Below are 17277 nucleotides of genomic sequence, written 5' to 3' on the forward strand. Positions count from 1 at the left end.
GGCAGGACTACGGCCCAGCAGGACGGCAGGTCAGATCGTGGCGGTGTCGATGACGAAGCGGTAGCGGACGTCGCTCGCCAGCACCCGCTCGTACGCCTCGTTGACCTCGGCCGCGCTGATCAGCTCGATCTCGGCGCCGATGCCGTGCTCGGCGCAGAAGTCCAGCATCTCCTGGGTCTCGCGGATGCCGCCGATCATGGAGCCGGCGAGCGTCTTGCGGCCGCCGATCACCGAGAACAGGTTCAGCGCGATGGGCTCCTCGGGCGCGCCCACGTTCACCAGGGCGCCGTCGACCTTGAGCAGCGACAGCAGCGCGCCGAAGTCCATCGGCGCCGACACGGTCGAAACGATCAGGTCGAAGGTGCCGGCCAGCTCCTCGAAGGTCTTCGGGTCGCTGGTGGCGTGGTAGTGGTCGGCGCCCAGCTTCAGGCCGTCGTCCTTCTTGCGCAGGGACTGGGACAGGACCGTCACCTCGGCGCCCATGGCGTGCGCGATCTTGACGGCCATGTGGCCGAGGCCGCCCAGGCCGACGACGGCGACCTTCTTGCCGGGGCCCGCGTTCCAGTGGTGCAGCGGGGAGTACGTGGTGATGCCCGCGCACAGCAGCGGCGCGGCCACGTCCAGGGAGAGGCCGTCGGGGATGCGGACGACGTAGTTCTCGTCGACGACGATCTTCTCGGAGTAGCCGCCGTAGGTGGGCTCGCCGTCCTTGCCGACGGCGTTGTAGGTGCCGACCATGCCGTTGAGGCAGTACTGCTCCTCGCCTCGCAGGCAGTTCTCGCACTCGCGGCAGGAGTCGACCATGCAGCCGACGCCCACCCGGTCGCCGACCTGGAACTTCGTCACGCCGGAGCCGACCTCTGAAACGACGCCCGCGATCTCGTGGCCGGGGACCATCGGGAAGATCGCCTCGCCCCAGCCCTCGCGGGCCTGGTGGATGTCGGAGTGACAGATACCGGCGAACTTGATGTCGATCAGGACGTCGAACTCGCCGACCGCGCGTCGCTCGATGGTCGTCCGCTCCAGCGGGGCCTTCGCGGCGGGCGCGGCGTACGCAGCAACAGTGGTCATGCCGGTGAATCTCCTAGCGGGGGTCTCGCGCCCGGGCTGCCTTCCTGCCGGGCACGGCATCCAGCCTGCCCCGCGAAGGGCCGCCCACCCAGACCACGCCTTTGCGTACGACTGCCGTGCCTACCACTGGCGGGGTCAGGCTGGTCCGCGTACGACCAGGAATACTGGGCGTATGGACAGCAGGGACGAGCAGCCGGACGCAACCGTGGCCGCCGGCCGGCCCCTGGACCGGCGGGCGGAGCTGAGCGAGTTCCTGCGCAGCCGGCGGGCCCGGCTGAAGCCCGAGGACGTGGGCCTGGCCCCGTTCGGGCGGCACCGCCGGGTGCCGGGGCTGCGCCGCGAGGAGCTGGCGCAGCTGGCCGGGGTGTCGGTGGCGTACTACACGCGGCTGGAGCAGGGCAACGGCCGGAACGTCTCGGCGGAGGTGCTGGACTCGATCGCCCGGGCGCTGCGGCTGACGGACGCCGAGCACGCGCACCTCATGCATCTGGCGAAGCCGAAGGCGCACAAGAAGAAGCCGGCGGCGCGGCAGCAGCAGGTGCGGGGGGCGCTGCGGCAGCTGCTGGACTCGATGGACGGCGTGCCGGCGTACGTGGTGGGCCGGCGGACGGAGATCCTCGCCTGGAACCGGATGGCGGCGGCCGTCTTCGGTGACTGGGCGGAGCTGCCGCCGGCCGAGCGGAACTGGTCCCGGCTGGTCTTCCTGCGCCCGGACTACCGGGACCTGTTCGTCGACTGGGAGCAGAAGGCGATCGACATCGTCTGCGCGCTGCGCATGGACGCGGGCTGTTACCCGGACGATCCGCGGCTGTCGGCGCTGGTGGGCGAGCTCTCCGTGAAGAGCGGGGAGTTCCGCCGGCTGTGGGCCACGCACGACGTCAAGGAGAAGAGCCACGGCGTCAAGGAGCTGCACCACCCCCTGGTGGGCGACCTGGCCCTGCACTTCGAGAGCTTCCGCATGACGGACGGCTCGGACCAGTCCCTGGTCACCTACCACGCCGAACCGGGCTCGCCCTCCGCGGAGTCCCTCCGGCTGCTGGCCAGCTGGGGCACGGACGTGAACCGCGCGGCCGTGCGATGAGGGGCACACCGGAGGCCGTCCTCCGGTGTGCCCCTCGTCAGGGAGCGCTACGGCTTACTTGCCGAAGTACGCGTTGTAGATCGTGATCTCCGACGTGTTGCCCTTCTTGTCGGTGATCTTGGCGCGGAACGAGATCGCCTTGTTCTTCGCCGGGTTCTTCACGGTGATCTTGCCGTTCTTGACGGTGACCTTCTTGAAGTTCTTGCCGTCGTAGGAGACGTAGACGGCGAGGGACTTCAGGTTGCCGCCGGCGGCGGAGCCCTCGACGGTGACCGGGAAGGTGACCGTCTTGCCGGCCGCGACCCGGCTGTCCAGGCCGGTGGTGGCACCGAAGTGCAGGGACGAGGCGGGCAGCTGGACGAAGTCCGCGGGCTTCTTGGAGCGGAAGGTCCAGGCCGCGTCGATGCGCGTCGAGGCCTCCGCCACCTTCGAGGACCGCTTGACCGAGGTGGTCAGCTTGTACGCCGCGTCACCGGCCGGCACCTTGAAGGGCTTGTCGCCGAACAGCGGGTCGGTGCTGGAGCCGACCTTGGTGCCGTTGCGGTACAGCGTGGTGTTCACCGAGGTGAACTGCGAGTACCCGCTGTGCTTGGCGGAGTCGGCGACCAGCGGCAGCGCACCGAAGATCTCGTTGCCGTCGCGGAAGATGCCGAGGCCCTTGGCGACGTGCGGGCCGAAGACCGCGGTGTTGACCGTCTTGGTGTAGGTCTGGCCGGCCTTGAAGGCGAACTGGCCGAGGGCGTAGCCGGCGTCGTAGACCGGGAAGCCGTCCTGGTCGACCCCGCCGGTCTGCTGGAACTGCAGCTGCCACTGCACGCCGCCGGCGGCGGACAGGTGCAGGGTGCGGGTGCCGGGCAGCTTCTGCGGGATGCTGATGGAAGAGGCGCCGGAGCTGCCGGGCAGCCAGCCCACCGCGTCGACCGAGCCCTTCTTGCCGCTCGCCGCCGCGCCCATGCGGACCTTCACCGTGGCCAGGTCGCTCGCCTTGTAGTGCTTGGTGTAGCCGGTGGCGAGCTGCTTGACCGGGCCGCCGGAGGTGACGTCGTACTCCTCGGTCGCGCCCTTGCTCCAGTGGCCGTCCCACTGCTGGCGCAGCGAACCGGCCGGCAGCTGCGGGCCCAGGTGGGCGGTGCGGAAGCCCTTGTAGGTGTCGAGGAACCAGCCGTAGCCGTACTGGTTGTCGCCGATCGTGACGTCGAACTCCGGCGAGGCGAACTGGGACTTCGTGCCCGAGGCCGGGATGGTGACGTCCACGGGCTTGGTCCTGCGCGCGTCGATGGTGATCGTCTGCTTCTTGCCGACGGTCAGCTTCGGCTGCGCGATCCAGTCGATGCCCTTGGTGGCGTCCTGCGGGTCGGCGTAGAGGGAGGTGTTCAGGATGTACGTGCCCTTGGGCGCGCGCACCTTCACCGTGCCGGACTTGTCGTACGGGTTCAGCCACAGGCCGTTGGCCAGGCCCCCGACGCCGCTCAGGTCGGCGCCGTAGTTCGGGGTCGGCTTGCCGTCCCGGCCGATGAACTTCAGGGTGAGGTCGTACGACTCCACCTCGCGCTGCACCGCGGCGGCCGTGCGGACCGTCTGGCCGCCGCCCGTCGCCGTCACGTACGCGGAGTAGGCGCCGTCCAGGGTGCCGCCCAGCTTGGTGTTGACGGTGAGGTCGGCCGAGGCCGTGCCGTGCGCCGGCACGGTCACCGTCGTCGCGCCGAGCTTGAAGAAGCCCGCCGGTGCCGCCGCGCCCTTGGGGCCGGTGGCGGTGCTGGACAGGGTGAGCGTGACGTCCTTGTCACCCAGGTTGCGGTACGTCACCTTCTTCGTGACCGGCTTGTCGTCGGTGTGCGGCCACTGCTGCACGCCGAAGCTCACCGACACCGGGTCGGCGACGATCGACTGCTTGATCGCCTTGTCGACCTGGATCCGGCCCGAACCCTGCTGGAACGGGGTGTACTTGCCGCCCTTGGCGGAGCCGGTCAGGGCCCCCTTCAGCTGGGCGGAGCCCCAGTCGGGGTGCTCCTGCTTCAGGATGGCGGCGGCGCCCGCGACGTGCGGGGTGGCCATCGAGGTGCCGGAGATGGTCAGGTAGCCCTCGGGCTTCTCACCGACCTCCTGGTCGATGACGCTGCCCTTGGCCGCGGCGGCGGTGATGTCCACGCCGGGCGCGGTGACGTCCGGCTTGATGGCGGCGTCGCCGGCGCGCGGGCCGGTGGAGGAGAAGTCGGCGAGCTTGTCCTGCTTGTCGACGGCGCCGACGGTGAGCGCGGCGTCCGCGCTGCCCGGCGAGCCGATCGACTGGGGGCCGTCGTTGCCCGCGGCGATCGCGAACAGGACGCCCTTCTCGGCGGAGAGCTTGTTGACCTCGGCCTCGAGCGGGTCGACCTCGGGGGTGTCGTAGCCGCCGAGGCTCAGGTTGATGACGGAGGCGCCCTGGGCGGCCGCCCACTCCATGCCGGCGAGGATGCCGGAGTCGTCACCGGAGCCGGTGTCGTCCAGCACCTTGCCGTTGAGGAGCTTGGCGTCGGGGGCCACACCCTTGTACTTGCCGCCCGACTTAGCGCCGGTGCCCGCCACGATGGAGGCGACGTGCGTGCCGTGCCCGAAGTGGTCGGTGGCGTCGGCGGCGGAGGTGAAGTTCCTGGACTCGACCACCTGGTCCTTCAGGTCCGGGTGGCTGGTGTCCACACCGGTGTCCAGGACGGCGACCTTCACGCCCTTGCCGGTGTAGCCGGCCTTCCACGCGGTGGGCGCGCCGATCTGCGGCACGGACTTGTCGAGCGAGGCCTTGCGGACCCCGTCGAGCCAGACGTGCGCGATGCCGGAGGCGGTCCGGTCGCCGTTGGTGACGGCGTCCCACAGCTCGGCGGTGGCCTTGACCGGGGTCTGCACGGCGTCCGCGTTGAGCGCCTTCAGGCTGCGGCGCAGGGTGCCCGCGTCCCGGACGTCGGCCTTGGCGGCGGTGGCGGTGCCGCGGTAGCCGACGATGACCTTCAGGCCGTTCTTCTGGGCCTTGCGGGTGGCGGCCTTGTTCAGCTCGGTGACGTCGAACAGGCGCTGGTCCAGCGTGCCGGAGGCGACCAGGCGGGCCGCGTCGGCCGGGACGACCAGCGTGTGTCCGGCGGCCTTGCGGACCTGGAAGGCTATGTGCTCGCGTCCCTTGGCCCGCTCCAGGCCGACGACCCGGCCCTTGGCGTCGAGGGCGACGCGGTCACCGGTGATCAGGGTGACGTGGTGCTTGGCGGTGACGTTGGCGGCGGCGGTGGCCGCCGTCGAGGTGCGTGCGGTCTTCGCCGACGCCGGGCTGGTCATACCCGCTGCGAGGGCGACCGCTGCGGCCGTTGCCACGGTGGCCGCAGCTGCTCTTTTCACTTGTCTGCGCAAGTTCTCCCCCTGGAGATGAGGTGCCGGGCGAATTCCCCGTTCACCCGGTCGGGGGCGGACTCGCACGCATGCACGTCAACCCCCCGGATCCCGCAGTATGCCGGGGGGTGATCAGACGGCTCAATAGATGAGAGGAGGGTGAGAAAGCGCATCCAGGAACTGTTACGCGCCGGCCGGGACACCGTTACAGAATCGCGAAGTCCTCCGCGTTCCCGCGGTGTTATACGCCGTCAGGTTCCGGCGTTCTCCTTCACCGTGATCTTCCCCTTGCGCAGCGTGGCCAGCCGCGGGGCCTTTTTCGCGAGCGTGGAGTCGTGGGTGACCATGATGAAGGTCAGTCCGTGCTCCATCCACAGGCGTTCCAGCACGTCCATGATCTCGTCCCGCATGCCCTCGTCCAGGTTGCCGGTCGGCTCGTCGGCCAGCAGCACCTTGGGCTTCTTCACCAGGGCCCGGGCGATGGCGACGCGCTGCTGCTGACCTCCGGACATCTCCGAGGGCAGATGGGCGAGGCGTTCGCCGAGGCCCACGGACCCCAGTGCCTCGGCGGCGAGTTCGCGGCGCTCCTTCACCTTGATGCCGAGCGGTACGAGGGCCGTCTCGACGTTCTCCTGGGCGGTGAGGGTCGGGATGAGGTTGAAGGACTGGAAGACGAAGCCGATGTTCTCGCTGCGCAGTTTTGTCAGCCGGGATTCGGTCAGCTTGGCCAGATCGGTGCCGTCGAGGACGACTTCTCCGGTGGTGGGGCGGTCGAGGGCGCCGAGCATTTGCAGGAGAGTGGATTTCCCGCCGCCCGTCGGACCCTGGATGACGAGTCGGTCTCCGTCGGCGATGGTGAGGTCGATTCCGTCGAGGGCGTGGACGGTGTCCCTGCCTCTGGTGTAGCGCTTGGTGACGTTTTTCAGTTCGTACACGGGGTGGCTCCTGGGATCGTTCGTCTGCGGGTGAGTGCGGCTGGTCGCGCGGTTCGCGTCACTCCACCCGCCTGAGCGCGTCCGCCGGGCGGAGGCGGGACGCCCGCCAGCCGCCGAACGCGCCCGCGATCAGGCCGCCCGCCACCGCGAGGCCGACCGCCAGGACGATCGTCGTCACGCTGACCGGTGCGGTGAGCGCGATCTCCAGGGTCTTGGCCGTCCTGCGGCCCGGGCCGCCGAAGCCGCCGCCACCGCCGGTCCCGCCGCCGAGCTGGGCTTGCAGGCTGGGGCTGACGGCGGTGACGGCGTACGCGCCGGCCAGGCCGAGGGCGATGCCGAGGGCGCCGCCGACCAGGCCGTTGACCACGGCCTCGCCGACCACCTGACGGGTCACCCGGCCCGACTTCCAGCCCAGCGCCTTCAGCGTGCCGAACTCGCGGACCCGGCGGGAGACCGCAGAGGAGGTGAGCAGGCCGGCGACCAGGAACGCGGCCACCAGCACCGCGAGGGACAGCCACGTGCCGACGTTGGTGGCGAGGGAGGAGGCGGTGGACAGCGAGCCGGAGACGGTGTCCGCGAGGTCGGCGGAGGTGGTGACCGTCGTACCGGAGACGTTCTTCTGGATCGCCGACTTGACGCTGGCGATCTTCTGGGAGTCGGTCGCCTTGACGTAGATCGTGGTGACCTTGTTCTTCGCGTCGCCCAGGGTCTGGGCCTGCTTCAGCGGGACGTACAGGTCGGCGGCCGAGTCGCCGCTGTCGGCGGTGGCGATGCCGATCACCTTGAACGTGACGCCCTTGACGGTGACGGTGGAGCCGACCTTGTACTTCTTCTCCTTGGCGTAGGCGGAGTCGACCACGGCGACCCTGGCGTCCGTCTCGGAGGTCCGGAACGTACGGCCGCTGGTGATCTTCGAGGAGGTCAGCGGGCCGAGGCCGGGCTTGGTGACGTCGGTGCCGTAGACGGAGTAGTTGTTGACGTCGAAGTCGGCGCCGCCGCCCTGCACTTCGCCCTGCGTACGGCCGCTCTCGCCGCCCTGCTGGAACCCGCCGGTGCCCCCGTTGCCGTTCTGCTGGAACTGACCGCGCGTGAACTGGCCGCTGACCTTGAGGACCTGCAGGCTCAGCCCGCCGACCGCGTCCGAGACGCCGGACTGGGCGCCGACCTCGGTCACCGTGGCGGTGGACAGCGTCTGGAAGCCCTGCACCATGACGCGGTCGCTGCTCTGCTCCGAGTCGTCGTCGTTGCCCCGCGCGTCGAACCGGAAGCGGGGCCGCTGGGTGTCACCGGTGGAGGCCGACGCCGCCTTGGTGACCGTCATGTCCGTCCCCAGCCCGTACAGCGACTGCAGGACCTTGTCCTGGGCCTTCCCCATGCCGTTGGACACGGAGTTGACCACGATGACCAGCGCGATGCCCAGGGCGAGGCCGGAGGCGACGACGAGGGCCGCCTTTCTACGGCGGCGCAGTTCGCGCCTCAGGTAGGTGAAGAACATGCGCCGCAAGCTAGGTACGGCGCGTGATGACTCGATAAGCCCGGCATAAAAGAAGCATGAGAAGGCTCTGATCCGCCCCGGGAAGGCCCGGGAAGGTCCCGGAAACACCGGTGCCGCCCCTGGGGGCGGCACCGGAAGAGAGCTGTGCGGAGGGCTGTCAGACGGCCGAACCGACCTTCCACTGCGCCCAGTCCATGTTCCAGCCGTTGAGGCCGTTGTCCGGCGAGACGGTCTTGTCGCCGGTGTGCTGGACGACCACGACGTCACCGATCAGCGAGTGGTCGAAGAACCACGCGGCCGGCGTGCTCGGGTCGTTCGCGCCCTTCTTGTCCTGCAGGCCGACGCAGCCGTGGCTGGTGTTGACACTGCCGAAGACGGACGGCGCACCCCAGTAGTTGCCGTGGATGAAGGTGCCGGACGTGGTCAGGCGCATGGCGTGCGGCACGTCCTTGATGTCGTACTCGCCCTTGCCGTCGGAGTCCTTGAAGCCGACCGTGGCGCCGTTCATGCGGGTCTGCTTGAACTTCTCCGAGATCACCATCTGGCCCTCGTACGTCTTGTTGTCGGGGGCGCCTGCGGAGATCGGGATGGTCTTGACGACCTTGCCGTCCTGCGTGATCTTCATCTGGTGGGTCTGCGCGTCGACGTAGGAGACCTGGTTGCGGCCTATGTGGAAGGTGACCGTCTTCTGCTGGACGCCGTGGACGCCCGCCGCGCCCTCGACACCGTCGAGGGCCAGCTTCAGGGTGACGGTGGAGCCTTCCTTCCAGTACTCCTCCGGGCGGCAGTCCATGCGGTTGGCGTTGAACCAGTGGCAGGCGACCTCCTGGCCGCTGCTGGTGCTGACCGTGATGCCCTTCTGCACGGCCGCCTTGTTGGTGATCGCCTTGTCGAAGTTGATCGACACCGGCATGCCGACGCCGACCGTCGAACCGTTGTCCGGGGTGAAGGAGCCGATGAAGCTGTTGGCCGGGGAGACCGTCGTGAAGGTGGCGTTCTCGTGGGCTATGCGGCCCTCGGAGTCCTTGGCCTCGGCGGCGAGCTTGTAGGTGGTGGAGCGCTCCAGCTGGACGCTGGGCTTCCAGCTCTTCTTGTCGGCGGACAGCTGACCGGCGACGGCCTTGCCGTCCTGGGTGGTCATCGTGACGCCCGTGAGCGTGCCCTTGCGCACCGCGACGACGGCGGAGTTGTTGATGGAGGCGTTGTTGGAGCCGTCCTTCGGCGTGATCGTGATCTGCGCCTCCGACGACTTCTTGGCCGCCGCCTCGTCCACCTTGGCCTGCGAGGTGTCGCCGCTGCCACTGCCGGAGCCGTCGGCGCCGCCGCCGGAACAGGCCGTCAGCACCAGCACACCGCCGAGCAGAGCGGACGCGGCCGTCAGGCGCCGGCGCCGCTTACTGTCCGTCATCACAAGCTTCTCCATCGTTGCGAGTCGCGATAACCCCGAGAGTCCCCGTCGAGAACCTTCAACGCTACGGCCGGGTCGTCCCGTTCCACAGTCCGTGCATCTGTGGGGCATCCCACGTCCGCGGAAACGCGGTCGCGGGTGCCGCGGGATCCCGTCCGTGCGCCCCCCTGGGACGACGAAACCCCGGACGGCGGTTGCCGTCCGGGGTCCTGGGTGCCCCGGGACGCTCAGCCGATGCCGCCCTCTTCCTCGTCGTCCGCCCCATCATCCTCGTCCAGGTCCCAGTCGGGCGAATCGGGGTCGTAGTCGATGCGCTCGCTGGACCAGGACGCCTGCTGGAGCTCCACCCCGGGCACCTCGCTCACCAGGTCGAACGGATCCACGAGATAGGCCAGGGCCTCCGCGGTGTCGTCCGTCACAGCGCCCTCGGCGGGGGCCCGGTCCCCCGCGGGCAGCTCCGGGTCCTCGGCGATCCGGCGCAGCGCGGCCTTGGCCACCGCGTCGTCGTCGTGCACCTCCAGCACCAGGTCCACGCGAAGCCGTACAAACCGTGATGTCTCTTCTGTGCTCATGGCGGGAGCGTACGACTGAAACCTCCCGTGACTTTCCTGTGACCCGCGCCTTTCACTAACATCGCCCCACACGGCCAATTCGCCAGCTGCACAAGGGGATCGATATTCCGTGTCATCCGCTCGCCGTCCGCTGCTGACCGCCACCGCCGCGGGGACCCTCCTGTGCGCGCTGTGGTTCGTCCCGTCCGCGAACGCCTCGCAGGACGCCCCGGCGAGAGAGACGGCAGCCACCTCCGCCTCGCCGCAGGCCGAGCAGGTCACGCAGGCCAGAGCCGTGACGGCGGCGGCCGCCGAGTCCGCGGACCGGGCGGCGGAGACCGAACTCGCCGACACGGGAAGCTTCGACACCACCCCGTACGTCGTCGGCGGCAGTCTCTTCCTCGCCGTGGGCGCCGGATTCGTCGTGTATTCGGTGCGTCGGGAACGCCTGGGCTTTTAATTTTCCTTGACGAATCCTTGACAGCGACCACATAGTTCGCTCATGAAGAGATCATCGGGCGTGCGGCTGTGCGCCACCGCAGCTGTGAGCGCGTTGTCGCTCGCCCTCGTCACGGGTTGTGGCGGCGAAGAGTCGAAGGATTCCGGGAACGGGTCGGGCAAGGACGCGGGGAAGCCCGCCGCGCAGGCGCTGAGCGCCGCCGAGTTGAAGAAGCTGATCATCACCCAGGGTGACGTGCCCGGGCACAAGGTCGGTGCCGTCGAGGGCGGTGTCCCCGACAAGAGCAAGGTCACGGCCGACGACGCCAAGTGCGAGCCCGTGCTCCGGGCGTTCACCGGCATCGCGCCCGGCGACCCGGCGGCGCACACCAGCCGGATGGCCACGGAGCAGAAGAAGGACCCCACGGACGACGCCACGTCCCCGGAGGACCTGGCGAACGGCAAGTTCGAGGACGCGCTGGGCAAGTCCATGGACCTGGACGTCACCGTGGTCACGCTGGCCTCGTACGACGGGGACGGCGCGGAGCAGGGCCTGAAGGCGGTCTCCGACGCGGTCAAGGCGTGCGCGGCCGGCTTCTCCGGCGAGCAGGCCGGCGAGAAGGGCAAGTTCACCAAGGTCGCCGAGGAGAAGTCCTCCGGCACCGGTGACGCGTCGGTGGCCTTCACCGGGACCAACGACGCGGGCAAGGACGGCGTCCTGCCGCTGCACGCCGAGGTCGTGCGGCACGGGAACACCCTCGCCGTGTACACCACCATCAACATCGGCGCGATGATGAGCAAGAAGGCCTACACGGTCTCCGCTCCGGTCGTGAAGGCGCAGGCCGCCAAGCTGAAGTGACGTTTCGTCCGTAGCGTCGAGGGGCCCCGGCCGGTGCCGGGGCCCCTTCGCGTTCACCGGAGCGGGCCGGTGACCTTCTCCACGGCCGCCACCAGGTCACCGCTGCGCACGAACGCGTCGGCGGCGGCCAGGTCGGGTGCCAGGAAGCGGTCCGGACCCGGGCCCTGCACGCCCGCGGCCCGTACGGCCTCGATGACGGCCTGGGTGGCGGGTGCCGGGGTGAGGCCCTCGCGCAGTTCGACGGCGCGGGTGGCCGCGTACAGCTCGATGGCGATGATCCGGGTGAGGTTGTCGACGGCGGTGCGCAGCTTGCGCGCGGCCGACCAGCCCATGGAGACGTGGTCCTCCTGCATGGCGGAGGACGGGATGGAGTCCGCGGAGGCCGGTACGGCCAGCCGCTTCATCTCGCTGACCAGCGCGGCCTGCGTGTACTGGGCGATCATCAGACCGGAGTCGACACCGGCGTCGTCCGCGAGGAAGGGCGGAAGCCCGTGGCTGCGGTTCTTGTCCAGCAGCCGGTCGGTGCGGCGCTCGGCGATGGAGCCGAGGTCGGCGGCGGCGATGGCGAGGAAGTCCAGGACGTAGGCGACGGGCGCGCCGTGGAAGTTGCCGTTGGACTCCACGCGGCCGTCGGGCAGCACGACGGGGTTGTCGACGGCGGAGGCCAGCTCCCGCTCGGCGACCAGGCGGGCGTGCGCGAGGGTGTCGCGTCCGGCGCCGGCGACCTGCGGGGCGCAGCGCACCGAGTAGGCGTCCTGGACGCGGGGCGCGTCGTCCTGGTGGTGCCCGGTGAGGCCCGAACCCTCCAGTACGGCCAGCATGTTGGCGGCGGAGGCGCCCTGGCCCGGGTGCGGGCGGATGGCGTGCAGCTCGGGGGCGAGCACCTTGTCCGTGCCGAGCAGCGCCTCCAGGCTGAGGGCGGCGGTGACGTCGGCGGACTTGTAGAGGGTGTCGAGGTCGGCGAGGGCCATGACCAGCATGCCGAGCATGCCGTCGGTGCCGTTGAGGAGGGCGAGGCCCTCCTTCTCGCGCAGTTCGACGGGCTGGATCCCGTGCTCGGCGAGCAGCTCGCCGGCGGGCCGTACGACGCCGTCGGGGCCCTCGGCCTCCCCCTCGCCCATGAGCGCGAGGGCGCAGTGGGACAGCGGGGCCAGGTCGCCGGAGCAGCCGAGGGAGCCGTACTCGTGCACGACCGGGGTGATCCCGGCGTTCAGCACGTCGGCCATCGTCTGCGCGACCTCGGGCCGCACACCGGTGTGCCCGGAGCAGACGGTCTTGAGCCGGAGGAACATCAGGGCCCGTACGACTTCCCGCTCGACCCGCGGCCCCATGCCGGCGGCGTGCGAGCGGACGATGTTGCGCTGCAGCTGTGCGCGCAGTTCCTGGCTGATGTGCCGGGTCGCCAGGGCGCCGAAGCCGGTGGAGACGCCGTAGACCGGGTCCGGCTTGGCCGCCAGCGCGTCCACGATCTCCCGGGCCGCCGCGAGGGCCGCCACGGCTTCGGCCGACAGCTCGATGCGGGCACCGCCGCGCGCCACGGCGAGAACGTCGGACGCCGTGACACCGGACGTCCCCACCACCACAGTGTGCATATCCATATTCAGGAGCGTACGCATTGAATGCGGGGATGTCACTAGTGGGGACCGGGGGTGACCCTTACCGCGCGGTGTGGGCTTCGCCTCACGGCCGGCGCCCGCGGAACCGGCGCCGCTCGGCCCGCGAGGGCGGCGGCTCGTCGGCCAGCCGTACGACCGGATCGTCCGGCCCCTCCCGGCCGGCCACCACCGGCCGGTCCCTGCGGGTGGCCTTGGCCCGGTACTGGGCGGCGTCCGCGAGCCGGAACAGCCGGCGGGCGTCCCGCACCTGCCCGATCGGGTCCTCGGTCGAGGCGACCCCGCACGCCACACCCTCCCCCAGCTCCAACTCCCCGGCCCGGCGGCACAGTTCGTCCGCGGCCTTCACCACGTCGTCGGCGGGCGGCCCGATCGCGAGCAGGCAGAACTCGTCCCCGCCGAGCCGCGCGGCCAGCGCGCCCGGCACCATCGCGCCGCACAGCGACAGCACCGAGCCGAAACGTTCGAGCAGGCGGTCGCCGACGGCGTGCCCGAGGGTGTCGTTGACCCGCTTGAGCCCGTTGAGGTCGCAGACGACGAGGCTGACGACCACGCCGTCCGCGCGGTGCCGCTCCACGGCCTCCTCCAGCCGTACGTCCACGGCCCGGCGGTTGGCGAGGCCGGTCAGGGCGTCGGTGAACGCGAGCCGGCGGGCCTCCTCCAGCCGCTCGGTCTGCGCGATGCCGGCGGCGACCACGGCGGCGAGCACGGTGGCGAAGTCGGCGTCGGCCCGCCCGAAGAGGGCTTCGCCGGCCGCGCGCGCCACGTACAGCTCGCCCCAGGCGCGGCCGTGCAGGACGACGGGGGCGACGACACAGCAGCCGCGGCGCCGGCGGCGCAGGGCGGCGACGCGCTGGTGGAAGTAACCGGGGTCGCCGGCGGCCGTTCCCCCGGCCGTCTCCACCCAGGCGTTGGGGCCGCCGCCGCCGGCCCACCGCTCGTGCAGGAACTCGGTGATCTCCGGGAACTGGTGCACCGGGTAGGTCTCGGCCTCCGGGAACTCCTCCTCGTCGGGGGCGCGGTCCCCGACGTTCACGAGGACCCGGAGGCGGCCGAGTTCCCGTTCCCACACCGACAGCGCGGCGAAGCTGCCGTCCAGTGCGTGGCAGGCGCCGAGGGCGGCGGCCTGCCAGCACTCCCGCGGGGTGTGGGCCGCCGCCATGCCCTGCGCCAGCGCCACGACTGCGGCCAGCCGCTTGTCCTCAGCCATTACTCCAGATTAGGGAGGATTGATGGGGTTCGGGACATTGGTGCGGCGATCAGGTGGAATGTGCTGCTACGGGGCGGGGGCTGCGGGCCGTCGCCGGTGCGGGTGCGCCGTGGCCGGTCGCGCGGTTCCCCACGCCCCTGCGGGGCGCCCGGCAGCAGGCGCCTCACTCCCCCGGCCACTGCGGTGCACGCTTCTCGTTGAAGGCCGCCACGCCCTCCGCGCGGTCGCCGGAGAAGGCCACCGAGCGCCAGGCCGCGTCCTCGACCTCCAGGCCGGCCCGCAGGTCCAGCCCGTGCCCCAGCCGCAGCGCCCGCTTCGCCGCCCGCAGGCCCACCGGCGAGTTCCCGGCGATGCGCTGCCCGAGCGCCAGCGCCTCCTCGCGGTCCCGGCCGGCCTCCACCAGCCGGTCCACCAGCCCCAGCTCGGCCGCCTCCGCGGCCTCCACCCGCCGCGCCGAGAAGATCAGCTCGGCGGCGCGCGCTGCACCGACCCGCCGGGGCAGCAGCTGCGTGCCGCCTCCGCCCGGGATCACGCCCACGGACACCTCCGGCAGCCCCACCACGGCCGTGGCGTCGGCCACGATCAGGTCGCAGGACAGCGCCAGCTCGAAACCGCCGCCCAGCGCGAAGCCGTGCACCGCCGCGACGGTCGGCATCGGCAGCTCCAGCACCCCGGTGTACGCGGCCCGCGCCACCGGCCGCTGGCGCACCAGGTCGGCGTCGGTGAAGGAGTTCCGCTCCTTCAGGTCCGCGCCCACGCAGAACGCCCGTTCGTGCGACGAGGTCAGGACGACCACCCGGGCGTCCCGGTCGGCGGCGAGCGCGGCGCACGCGCCCGCGAGGGACCGGGCCATCTCCGTGGAGACGGCGTTCATCGCCTTGGGCCGGTCCAGCACCAGCTCCGCGACGTGCCCGTGCCGCCGCACCAGCACGAACTCCCCGAACCGCTCCTCGCTCATGACACCCCTCCGGTTAACGCGGGTTAACTGACCGTCGGCCCGATCATCGCAGCCGCACCCCCTTCCGGGAAGCCCGGGGCACTGCGCCCGTTCGCCCGTTCGAGTGACATCCCGGCCGTCTCCGCGCACTTCGCCCACACGAGCGCATAGCGTGCGCCACGGCGCGCCCCGGGCGCGCGGCGGGGAGGGGACCCATGACACCGATACCTGGACAGTTGGCTGCGGACCAGGAGCGCGCGCCGGGGAGTGCGCCGGGAGTACGGCGCGGGCGGCACCGCAAGCCCCGCCCCCGCAAGGTCCTGCTCGCCGCCGGCGGTCTCGCCCTGGCCGCGGGGGTGCTCAGCCTGGTCCGGATGGCTCCGGACGCGGGGGTCGGCGCCTCCGGTACGGCGGAGGCGGAGCCCCGGCTCGATCCGGGCGGCCGGGCCCCGGACGGCTCCGCGAACACCTCGGCCACCATCGCCGCCGCCCCCACCGCACTGCCCTCGGCGACCTCCGCGATGGGCGGCCGCAGCCTCGCGCCCACGCCCACCGGGTCCCCGGCCCGCACCGCCCCGGGCACGGCGCCGGGTACGGCCACGGCGCCGCCCGGCCCCACCGCCGTACCGACCGCCCACACGACCGGCATCCCGGGCGCACCCGGCGGCACGACAGGCCCCGCGCCGACGGCGTCCGCCCCGCGCCCGGCCCCGGCGACCCCCACGCCGACCCCTGCCCCCACCCCGAGCCGGGGCACGGCGGAGCCCCGTCCGGGCGGGGTGTGCGTGCCGGTGATCGGCCTGTGCGTGGACGTACTCGGCGGCCACGGGGGATAGCGGGCGGCGGCTACGGCCGGCTGTCGCGGCGGGTGAGCAGCCACGGCTCGACCACGCCGAGCCCGCGCACCGGGCGCTGCCACATCGGCTGGAGCGCGAAACGGTACGTCGGCGGTTCCTCGCCCTCCTTCTCGGCGGCCGCGGCGGCCTCCGCCGCCTCCGCCTCCGAGGCGGGCGCCTCGCCGCTGCGGATCAGCTCCTCGGCGAAGGCGCTGTCCACCAGGACGGCGTCGCGCGGCGCTATGGAGGTCAGCCGGGAGGCCAGGTTCACCGTCGTACCGAACACATCACCCATACGGGTGGTCACCGTGCCGAACGCCATGCCGACGCGCAGCTCGGGCATCGTCTCGTCGTTCGACAGCGTCTCCACCAGCCGCAGCGCGATGTCCGCGGCCGTGCCGGCGTCGTCCGCCGCGTACAGCACCTCGTCGCCGAGGGTCTTGATGAGCCGGCCGCCGCGCGCGGCGACCAGGTCGGCGGCGGTCGTCTCGAACGCCTCGACCAGCTCGCCCAGCTCCTCTTCCTCCATACGGCGGGTGAGGCGGGTGAAGCCGACCAGGTCGGCGAAGCCGACGGCCAGGCGCCGGTCGACCATCTCCTCGTCGTCACCCGTCTGCACGACCCGGCCGGCGGAGGCGGCGAGCTGGCGGCGCCAGACGTAGACGAGGAACTCCTCCAGCTCGGGCAGGAGCAGCTCGACGATCGGGTACGTCACCTCGGTGCGGGTCATCCCGGGCTCGGGGGGCTCGGTCAGCCCCTCCAGGAAGGAGTCGATCTGCCACTCGGCCAACCGGGCGGTGGTCTGTCCGGTGGACCGGGCCACCTGCACCGCCATCGCCTCGCTCAGCAGGCCCGCCTCCACCAGACCGGCGAGCCGGCGCAGGGCGAGGACGTCTGCCTCGGTGAGGGCCTTGGCCTGACCGATGTCCGCGAAGCCCATCGCCCGCCAGAAGCGGGACGCCAGCTCCATGGAGACGCCGGCGCTGCGGGCGGCCTGGAACGGGGTGTAGCGGCGCTCGGCGCCCAGGATGAGCTGTTCGAGCCGCAGGGCCAGCGGGTCCTCGCCGGTGTCGGCGGCGTGGGGGTCCCCGCCAGCGCCGGAGCCCGTGTCGTCGACGGTCACGCCTGCTGCCCTTCCGATCTGCCGCGGTCAGGTATCGACCGGCCTCAACTCTACGGCAGGTGTGCGCCAGCTCACTCCGTTGGGTTCGGCCGGGGGGTCACTTGCCGGTACCGGTCGCGTGGACCGACGCCGCTGCCGGCCACCCCAGGGGGCTGCGCCCCCGGACCCCGCATCGGCGCAGGTCCAGGGCCAGACTCGCGGTAATCCGCCCGCGGTGCCCCGTGGCCGTTCGCGCAGTTCCCCGCGCCCCTTGGGGTGCTGCCGTGCCCTCGGCCGCATGGCGCCGCAGCCGCCCACGGCGGGAAGGGGACGTGCCGGGAGGTGTCCGCCCGCAGCGATCGGCGCGTCGACGCCGGAACTGCTCGGCCG

14 protein-coding genes are annotated in these 17277 nt (G+C 71.6%); 4 read left to right on the plus strand and 10 right to left on the minus strand.

The window, feature by feature from the left end:
- Positions 1 to 30 precede the first annotated feature (30 nt).
- The gene (locus ACIP4Y_RS15505; RefSeq protein ID WP_401392974.1) at positions 31 to 1071 is read right to left on the minus strand and encodes an NAD(P)-dependent alcohol dehydrogenase; all 1041 of its coding nucleotides are present in this window, start codon (positions 1069 to 1071) and stop codon (positions 31 to 33) included.
- Between the two features lie 172 nt (positions 1072 to 1243).
- Between ACIP4Y_RS15505 and ACIP4Y_RS15510 the strand changes: the two genes are divergently transcribed.
- Positions 1244 to 2152, plus strand: a complete 909-nt coding sequence (locus ACIP4Y_RS15510) for a helix-turn-helix domain-containing protein (RefSeq protein WP_401392977.1) — start codon at positions 1244 to 1246, stop codon at positions 2150 to 2152.
- Between the two features lie 54 nt (positions 2153 to 2206).
- Here the strand turns inward: ACIP4Y_RS15510 and ACIP4Y_RS15515 are convergent, their stop codons facing one another.
- The 5 genes from ACIP4Y_RS15515 to ACIP4Y_RS15535 form a co-directional block, all read right to left on the minus strand.
- Positions 2207 to 5512, minus strand: coding sequence for a S8 family peptidase (locus tag ACIP4Y_RS15515; RefSeq protein ID WP_401392980.1), 3306 nt, complete (start codon positions 5510 to 5512; stop codon positions 2207 to 2209).
- 242 nt (positions 5513 to 5754) lie between these two features.
- The gene (locus tag ACIP4Y_RS15520; RefSeq protein ID WP_401392983.1) at positions 5755 to 6438 is read right to left on the minus strand and encodes an ABC transporter ATP-binding protein; all 684 of its coding nucleotides are present in this window, start codon (positions 6436 to 6438) and stop codon (positions 5755 to 5757) included.
- Positions 6439 to 6496: 58 nt separating this feature from the next.
- A complete protein-coding gene (locus tag ACIP4Y_RS15525) occupies positions 6497 to 7933 on the minus strand; it encodes an ABC transporter permease (protein WP_401392986.1) in 1437 nt (478 codons plus the stop codon).
- A 157-nt stretch (positions 7934 to 8090) separates the two neighbouring features.
- Entirely contained in the window at positions 8091 to 9341 is a 1251-nt protein-coding gene (locus tag ACIP4Y_RS15530) for an Ig-like domain-containing protein (protein WP_401392989.1), read from the minus strand.
- A 227-nt stretch (positions 9342 to 9568) separates the two neighbouring features.
- On the minus strand, positions 9569 to 9913 hold the full coding sequence (locus ACIP4Y_RS15535) for a hypothetical protein (RefSeq protein ID WP_401392991.1): 345 nt from the start codon (positions 9911 to 9913) through the stop codon (positions 9569 to 9571).
- Between the two features lie 109 nt (positions 9914 to 10022).
- On the opposite strand from ACIP4Y_RS15535, the gene ACIP4Y_RS15540 reads away from it, so the two are divergent.
- Together ACIP4Y_RS15540 and ACIP4Y_RS15545 are read left to right on the plus strand one after the other, a co-directional pair.
- Entirely contained in the window at positions 10023 to 10352 is a 330-nt protein-coding gene (locus ACIP4Y_RS15540; protein ID WP_401392994.1) for an LAETG motif-containing sortase-dependent surface protein, read from the plus strand.
- A gap of 42 nt (positions 10353 to 10394) precedes the next feature.
- Positions 10395 to 11189, plus strand: a complete 795-nt coding sequence (locus ACIP4Y_RS15545) for a hypothetical protein (RefSeq protein ID WP_401392997.1) — start codon at positions 10395 to 10397, stop codon at positions 11187 to 11189.
- A gap of 53 nt (positions 11190 to 11242) precedes the next feature.
- Here ACIP4Y_RS15545 and hutH read toward each other — a convergent pair whose 3' ends face one another.
- The 3 genes from hutH to ACIP4Y_RS15560 all read right to left on the minus strand — a co-directional run bounded on the left by hutH (position 11243) and on the right by ACIP4Y_RS15560 (position 14970).
- The gene (hutH, locus tag ACIP4Y_RS15550) at positions 11243 to 12781 is read right to left on the minus strand and encodes a histidine ammonia-lyase (protein ID WP_401393923.1); all 1539 of its coding nucleotides are present in this window, start codon (positions 12779 to 12781) and stop codon (positions 11243 to 11245) included.
- An 88-nt stretch (positions 12782 to 12869) separates the two neighbouring features.
- Positions 12870 to 14012, minus strand: coding sequence for a diguanylate cyclase domain-containing protein (locus ACIP4Y_RS15555; protein ID WP_401393000.1), 1143 nt, complete (start codon positions 14010 to 14012; stop codon positions 12870 to 12872).
- Between the two features lie 163 nt (positions 14013 to 14175).
- Positions 14176 to 14970 carry an enoyl-CoA hydratase-related protein gene (locus ACIP4Y_RS15560; protein ID WP_358643302.1) on the minus strand — a complete coding sequence of 265 codons (795 nt, stop codon included), beginning with the start codon at positions 14968 to 14970 and terminating at the stop codon, positions 14176 to 14178.
- Positions 14971 to 15164: 194 nt separating this feature from the next.
- Between ACIP4Y_RS15560 and ACIP4Y_RS15565 the strand changes: the two genes are divergently transcribed.
- A complete protein-coding gene (locus tag ACIP4Y_RS15565) occupies positions 15165 to 15785 on the plus strand; it encodes a hypothetical protein (protein ID WP_401393004.1) in 621 nt (206 codons plus the stop codon).
- A 10-nt stretch (positions 15786 to 15795) separates the two neighbouring features.
- On the opposite strand, the gene ACIP4Y_RS15570 is transcribed toward ACIP4Y_RS15565, so the two are convergent.
- Positions 15796 to 16908: an adenylate/guanylate cyclase domain-containing protein gene (locus ACIP4Y_RS15570; protein WP_358643306.1), complete on the minus strand. Its 1113-nt coding sequence runs from the start codon at positions 16906 to 16908 to the stop codon at positions 15796 to 15798.
- Between the last annotated feature and the right edge of the window lie 369 nt (positions 16909 to 17277).

The organism is Streptomyces sp. NPDC088810 (genome assembly GCF_044750305.1).
GTDB lineage: Bacteria > Actinomycetota > Actinomycetes > Streptomycetales > Streptomycetaceae > Streptomyces.